The sequence below is a fragment of the Rhodococcus sp. NPDC055024 genome, assembly GCF_053608585.1.
On record NZ_JBSGVT010000035.1, the window covers coordinates 1 to 8,148 of the forward strand.

Annotated in this window: 1 protein-coding gene; it reads left to right on the top strand. The window is 57.2% G+C overall.

The window, feature by feature from the left end; translation table 11 throughout:
• Positions 1–8,148: amino acid adenylation domain-containing protein (locus ACWF6P_RS31565; protein WP_452623673.1), on the top strand; the 8,148-nt coding region annotated here is incomplete at both ends.

An 8,148-nucleotide genomic window follows, 5' to 3' on the forward strand; every position in this document is an offset into this window, starting at 1 on the left:
GTTGCGTCGGTGTTTGCGGATCTGCTGGGTGTGGATCGGGTGGGTCTTGATGATGATTTCTTTGCTTTGGGTGGTAATTCGCTGATCGCGACACGGGTGGCGGCTCGCTTGGGTCAGGCGCTGGATGCGCAGGTTCCGGTGCGGATGCTGTTCGAGTCGTCGACCGTTCATCAGTTTGCCGTTCGTCTCTCGTCGGCAGCAGGCTCGGGTGCACGGGCGCCTCTCGTGCCTCAACCGCGCCCGGAACACATTCCTTTGTCATTGGCACAGCAGCGGATGTGGTTCCTCAGTGTCTTCGATCCGGAGTCTGCGGTAAACAACATCCCCATGGCGATCCGGTTGTCAGGTGTACTCGATGTGGATGCGTTGCAAGCTGCGATCACAGATGTGATTACACGCCATGAAATCTTGCGAACTGTTTACCCCGAAATCGACGGAGTCGGATACCAGCGAATTCTTCCTGTCCGCGATGCGGGCGTGCAGATTTTGCCTGTGGATATCGCTGAAGCAGACCTCGATGCAGCGGTAGCGGACTTCATCGGTACGGGCTTCGACGTGAGATCCCATGTTCCGCTGCGTGCACAACTGCTGAGAATCGCCAATGACGATTTCATGGTGGTCATCGTTGTGCATCACATTGCAGCGGACGGCTTTTCGATGGGTCCCATGACCCGGGACGTAATGGTCTCGTATGAGGCCCGGAGCCGTGGTGAAGAGCCGGGGTGGCACCCCTTGCCAATCCAATTCGCTGACTACGCTCTCTGGCAACGTGAAGTCTTGGGGTCCGAGGACGATCCCGCCAGTCTGCTTTCGCGCCAGGTCGAGTTTTGGAAGGCTCGACTGAGTGGCGTACCGGACACGTTCGACCTCCCGATGGATCGGCCCCGCCCAGCGATTGCTACCAATCGGGGGCGGACTCATGCATTCGAGATCGATGCAATGTTGCACGTCAAGTTGCTGGATCTCGCGGCGAAGAACAATGTGACTCCATTCATGGTTGTACATGCGGCATTTGCTGTTTTGTTGTCGCGTTTGAGTGGCTCTTCAGACGTTGTGGTCGGCGTTCCGGTGGCGGGACGTGGCGACGTCGAATTGGACGACCTGATCGGGATGTTCGTCAATGCGATTGTTCTGCGTACTCCTGTCCACGCGACCGATACGTTCAGTGGGCTTTTGGCGCGAGTGAAGGAGATCGGTCTTTCCTCCCTTGCCAATTCCGATGTGCCGTTCGAACGTCTTGTCGAGGTACTCAACCCTGTTCGCTCACAATCACACAACCCGATCTTCCAAGTCGAGTTCGCGTTTCAGAACATGGAAAAGTCGACTCTCGAACTCGATCGCTTGTCGGCCTCCGGTGGTGAAGTGGCGTCGGGACACTCTCCGTTCGATCTTGGACTGGCGGTAACCGAACTGACTGCGCCTGATGGGACTCCGTCCGGGATGGCTGGACACCTGACGTACGCAGTCGACCTGTTCGATGAATCTACGATCGTCTCGTTTGGCCGGCGTTTCGTGCAGATACTCGAGGCAATGGTTCAGTCGAGCGATCAATCGATCGGTGACGTCGACGTTCTCAGTGAAGTGGAACGTGCGAGTATCTTTGCGAATTCGATTGCAGCTGCGACACTTCCGCAAACTAACTCCATACTGGAGAGGTTCCGTCTTCGACGAAACGCCTCACCCGCAGCGATTGCCGTAGTTGCGGGTGATCGAGTGATGACGTACGAAGAGTTGGATCGGCACTCTTCGGCGTTGGCACGCGAGCTGCGATCAAACGGTATTCGTGCGGACGATGTAGTGGCACTTGCTTTTGTCCGATCTGTCGAATGGATCGTGGCGCTGGTGGCGACATGGAAGACCGGCGCGGCCTATGCGCCAGTCGATCCAACTCAACCATTGGCTCGTATCCGTTCGTTGGTCTCGGATCTGACTGCTAAATGCATTGTTGGAATGGAAGATTGGATCTCCGAACGAAGCTTTCCAGTTTCGGCGATCGGAGTGACGCTTCAATTCGAGGATATTGATGTTGATGATTCACACGACGACTGGCGAGCGCTCTGTGCTTCGCTGAGGCTCGGATACGTGATCACGACTTCGGGGTCCACAGGCAAGCCGAAAGCAACGTGTGTACCGATATCGGGAATCGAGAACACAGTCGATTGGTATGAGAAACTCCTGGATCTGCGAACCCCCTCCGGGATCCTGGTTGCTACGTCGCCATCTTTCGATCTGACGCAGAAGAATATCTGGGTGGCCCTGTCTGGTGGACACACGATTCACCTGAGTGATCCGCACTTCGATCCAAACGAGATACTGAATACTATTTCTCGCGGCGTGGTACGTGTTGCGAACATGTCGCCGTCCGTTTTCGAAGCGGTGGTCGAGGCCGATTCTTCGGAGATTCTGTCTTGCCTCGAATCCGTATTTCTCGGCGGAGAGCCTCTGCGTACCGGGCGTCTGGCAGGAGTAGCCGCAAGTGGCGTAAAGATCTTCAACAGCTATGGGCCGACAGAGGCATCAGACGTAGTGTCGTTCCATCAGGCGGATATGGACGAACCAGACGTTCCCATCGGTCGACCAATCCCGAACACCAATCTGTTCGTTCTCGATTCGAGATTGCAACTTGTCCCGACGAACGTCGTAGGCGAGTTGTATGTCGGTGGCGTCGGGATTGGTCGCGGCTATGGAGGCCGCGCAGACCTTACTGCCGAGCGCTTTGTCGCGCACCCGTTGGTCGGTGCCGGAGAGCGTATGTATCGCACCGGAGACCTCGTGCGGTGGAACAAGCTCGGTGAGTTGGAATACATCGGACGCAGTGATTTTCAGGTCAAGCTTCGCGGAATGCGTATCGAACTCGGCGAAATCGAGTCGGCATTGTTGTCCGTGCCAGGCATCGCCCAGGCCGTGGTCGTCGTTCGGCCCGTGCCAGAGGTCGGTGATCGATTGGTCGCCTACGTCGTCGGCGAATCTGTGAGTGCTGTTGACATCGAGAGTTTGAGAGTGGAATTGGGCACGCGATTGCCCTCCTACATGGTGCCCTCGGCGATTGTGGTGCTCGACGCCTTACCCCTGAATGCGTCAGGAAAGATTGATCGAAAGCAGTTACCCGAGCCTGGACTGATCACGAATGAGTTTCGCCCCCCGGTCACACTTGTCGAGAAAGCAGTGGCCGAAGTTTTCGTCGAACTGTTGGGTGCAGGTCGAGTGGGACTCGGCGACGACTTCTTTGAATTGGGAGGAAATTCCCTAGTCGCGACGCGGGTCGCATCGCGGCTGGGCCGCGCTCTGGACGCACAGGTTCCTGTACGTGCAGTGTTTGAATCCACAACGGTCCAAGCGCTGGCCGAGCACATTGCGAAACTTGCGGGTGAAGGTAGTCGTCTCGAGCTTTCAGCGCAGGTGCGTCCGGACCGTATCCCACTCTCGTTGGCGCAGCAGAGGATGTGGTTCCTCAACCGCCTTGATTCCAAGTCGACAGCAAATAACATTCCGATCGCGATCCGACTGTCTGGCGACTTGGACACCGACGCGTTGCAGGCAGCAGTTGAAGACCTAGTCGGCCGTCACGAATCCCTTCGAACCCTGTACCCGGAAGTCGACGGCGTCGGTTACCAACACATTCTCCCCGCCGGCGAAGCAGTACCTGACCTCAACCCGGTCGAGGTTTCGGAAACTGAAGCCATACGTGCGGTGTCAGACTTTGTGGCGACGAGCTTCGACGTCACTCGCGAGGTTCCAGTTCGTGCGCGATTGTTCGAATTGTCCAATGAATCAGGAAAGTCGAAGGCCGAGTATCTGCTGGCTTTCGTCGTCCACCACGTTGCCGGCGACGGGTTCTCGATTGGCCCGCTTACCCGAGATCTGATGATCAGCTACGAATCCCGCCACAGGGGCACGGCGCCAGACTGGACACCGCTCGCAATTCAGTACGCGGACTACGCCATCTGGCAGCGAATCGTTCTCGGAGCGGATGACGACCCGACGTCGACACTTGCACGTCAAGTGGCGTACTGGCGAACAACGCTCGAATCGATTCCCGATGAACTGCAACTACCAGTCGACCGTTCTCGCCCGGCGGTGGCAACAAACGAGGGCGCCTCATACCGCTTCTCAATCGGAGAATCGGCGCATCGACACCTGGAGAACCTCGGACGAGCGCATGACGCGTCGACCTTCATGGTCATGCATGCGGCCCTCGCCGTCCTACTCGCTAGATTGTCGGGAACATCGGATATAGTTATCGGCACTCCTATCGCTGGTCGCGGCGAAGCCGAGTTAGACGATCTGATCGGAATGTTCGTCAACACGCTGGCACTCCGAACGAACATAGACCCCCAGATGTCGTTCGCAGCACTGATCGATCACGTGCGGGAGCGAGACCTCGGCGCGTTCGCTCATTCGGATGTCCCCTTCGAAGCCCTCGTCGAGGTGTTGAACCCTGAGCGGTCGCAAGGTCGTCACCCTCTCTTCCAGGTTGCCCTGGTCTTCCAGAATGCAGGTGGCTCAGCGTTGGAGTTGGGCGACCTTACGGTTACCGGCCTCGATACGGGTTCCTCCGCTGCGAAATTCGATCTGCAGTTGACGCTCATCGAACAATTCGACGAGATTGGACTGCCGGCCGGGATTGCCTCTGAATTCACCTATGCGACAGACTTGTTCGACCTTGAAACGGTGCAGACGATCGCTCGGAGATTCCTTCGAGTAATCGATGCCATCACGGAAGAGGCGGCGGGCGTTGTCGGCAACCTCGAAGTGCTGTCGGCCGACGAACGTGATCAGCTATTGAATCGAAGTGGGGGATCTGCAGCGGAAATCGTCTTGCTGCCAGATCTTCTGGCGCGCACGGTCGAGTTGTCTCCGCACGCTGTGGCCATCCGCTTCGAGGGAAAATCGACAACCTACTCAGAACTGGATGTGGTTTCCTCGCACCTAGCTCGGGTGTTGATAGATCGGGGTGTCGGGCCCGAAGATCGAATTGCGGTGGCGATACCGCGATCGACAGAATCGATTGTTGCCTTGTGGGCTGTCGCCAAGACGGGGGCTGTTTATCTGCCCGTTGATCCGAAGTATCCCGCCGATCGTGTGAAGTTCATGCTGGTCGACTCAGGTGCAGCTCTCGGACTGACGACAGACGAGACCATCGATACTCTGCCTGCCGAAGTCGACTGGTTGACAATTGATTCCGGTTCGGTGGCGACCACGAAGGATCTCACGCCGACGATTGTCGATGCTGACCGTGTTCGACCATTGCGAAGTGCCAATACCGCTTACATGATCTATACCTCGGGTTCGACAGGTCGACCCAAGGGCGTCTTGGTGACGCACAAAGGATTGGCCAACTTCGCTGTAGAACAGGAGACTCGCTACGAGTTGGATGCGCGTACGCGCGCGTTGCATTTTGCGTCGCCGAGCTTCGACGCTTCGATTCTCGAATTGCTTTTGGCCGTTACCGTTGGTGGGACGTTGGTGATCGCACCAGACTCGATCTACGGTGGGTCCGAACTTGCAGTGTTGGTCGACGTGGAACAGGTCTCGCACGCATTCATTACCCCCGCTGCGTTGGGATCCATGGACCCAGCGGACCTCGAAGGTCTGGGTGTGGTCATTGCCGGAGGAGAGGCTTGCCCTCCCGAGCTGGTGGCGAATTGGGCAGCAGGTCGACGATTCTTCAACGGGTACGGACCGACCGAAACCACGATCATGACCAACATCAGTTCACCGTTGGTTTCAGGATCGAAAGTGACAATCGGTGGTCCGATTCGAGGAATGACGTCGAAGATTCTGGATCAACGACTTCACCCTGTTCCGATCGGTGTTTCCGGTGAGCTCTACCTCTCAGGCATTCAACTTGCACGCGGCTATCACACTCGCCCTTCGATGACCGCGGAACGCTTTGTCGCGGATCCGTTCGGTCCGGTCGGGCAGGTCATGTATCGCACGGGTGATCTGGCACGATGGACCGATTCGTACGAGGTCGAGTATGTCGGACGAAGTGACTTCCAAGTCAAGGTCCGTGGATTCCGCATCGAACTTGGTGAAATCGAATCTGCTCTGATGCAGCATGATTCGGTGGGCCGGGCAGTCGTTCTTGTGCGGCGAGACGACAATGAAATCGACAGAATTGTCGCTTATGTGGTCCCAACCTCCGGATGGTCGGTCGAACCTGACCGCCTGATCGAGTTTGTGGCGGATTCTCTGACTCGTTACATGATTCCCGACGCCGTTGTCGTTGTCCCGATGCTTCCGCTGACTGCGAATGGCAAGCTTGACCGCGATGCGCTTCCGGTGCCGTCTTACCGCGTTCGAGAGTTTCGTGCACCGACCAACTCGGTCGAAGAAGCGGTTGCCTCGACCTTCGCGGATGTGCTGGGCGTGAACCGTGTCGGAGTGGGTGATGATTTCTTCGACCTCGGTGGAAATTCCCTTCTTGCAACACAAGTCGTCTCCCGATTGGGGCGCGCGCTCGACACCACCGTGGCCGTGCGCGACTTGTTTGACGCGCCAGTGGTCGAGCGCTTGGCTGCAACGCTGATCAGCCAGGTCGGCCGAGGCGAAGCAGTTGCGCTCGAGAGAGCTGAGCGGCCCGAGTTGATCCCGCTTTCACTTGCTCAACAGCGCATGTGGTTCCTCAATCGATTCGAGGAATCGTCGGCCGTCGACAACATTCCGGTCGCAATCAGACTTGCCGGCAAGCTCGATGTCATCGCGCTACAAGCGGCCGTTCGGGATCTGATCGAACGCCACGAAGTGCTGCGCACCGTCTATCCCGAGATCCAAGGGGTCGGCTATCAGGATATTCGCGGTGCATTCGAGCTGGATATGAAGCCCTCGGTAGTGAACGAACAGGAGATACTCGGAGCAGTTGCTTCAGTTCTTTCGACAGGATTCGATGTAACCAAGGATATTCCGATCCGGGCCGCGATCTTCGAGATCTCCGAGGCGGACCACGTTTTGGTATTCGTCATTCACCACATTGCCGCCGATGGCTTCTCAATGGGACCATTGACCCGCGACGTGATGATTGCCTATGAAGCTCGTTCACGTGGGGCAACTCCGGCGTGGAACCCGCTGGAAATTCAGTACGCGGATTATGCGTTGTGGCAGCGAGAGCTTCTGGGCTCCGAGGGCGATGAGAACTCGATCGTGACCCGCCAACTCGACTACTGGACTGCACACCTCGATGGTCTGCCTGATCGTCTGCAATTGCCATTCGATCGTGAACGTCCGATAGTCGCAAGCAACCACGGCGCGAGTGCGGGTGTCATGATCGACAGTGAGATTCATCGGAGCATCAACGAGGTTGCACATCGCACGAATACAACAACGTTCATGGTTGTGCATGCTGCGCTGGTCGTCCTGCTCGCGCAATTGTCTTCGAGCAGCGACATCGCGATCGGTACACCGGTTGCCGGTCGAGGCGAGCGAGTGCTCGACGACGTTATCGGCATGTTCGTGAATACGCTCGTGCTACGAACACAGGTCTCACTCGGGGATACGTTCGAAGATCTGGTCGCCAAGGTGCGCGACGTCGACCTTGGAGCATTTTCCAACGCCGACATACCATTCGAGCGGCTGGTCGATGTGCTCAATCCCGTCCGAACGCGTTCGCGGAATCCACTCTTTCAGGTGATGCTGTCGTTCCACAATGCCGGACAGACGGTGTTCGAACTTCCGGGCTTGACGCTGAGTGCGGTTGAGACCCAGACGGAGTTGTCGAAGTTCGATCTCGATGTGACTCTGAGCGAGAGCGTCGACGACCTCGGAAATCCCGCTGGAATCTTTGCTCAGTTCACGTATGCGACGGATTTGTTCGACGAGTCGACGGTGGCTGGGTTTGCGGACAGGTTCGGGCGGATTCTTGGTGCTGTTGTTGCTGATCAGTCAATTGTTTTGGGTGACATAGACATTTTGGATTCTGTTGAGCGTTCGTTGGTGCTCGAGGGGTGGAATGACACGGCTCGTGAGGTTGCGGGCGTGTCGGTGTTGGACGGGTTCGATGCGCAGGTGGCGGCGACGCCGGATGCGGTAGCGCTCTCGTTCGAGGGGCAGTCTGTGTCGTATGCGGAGTTCGATGCTCGGGTGAATCGTTTTGCCAGGTATTTGGTTTCGGTGGGTGTGGGGCCGGAGTCGTTGGTGGGTGTTGCGGTT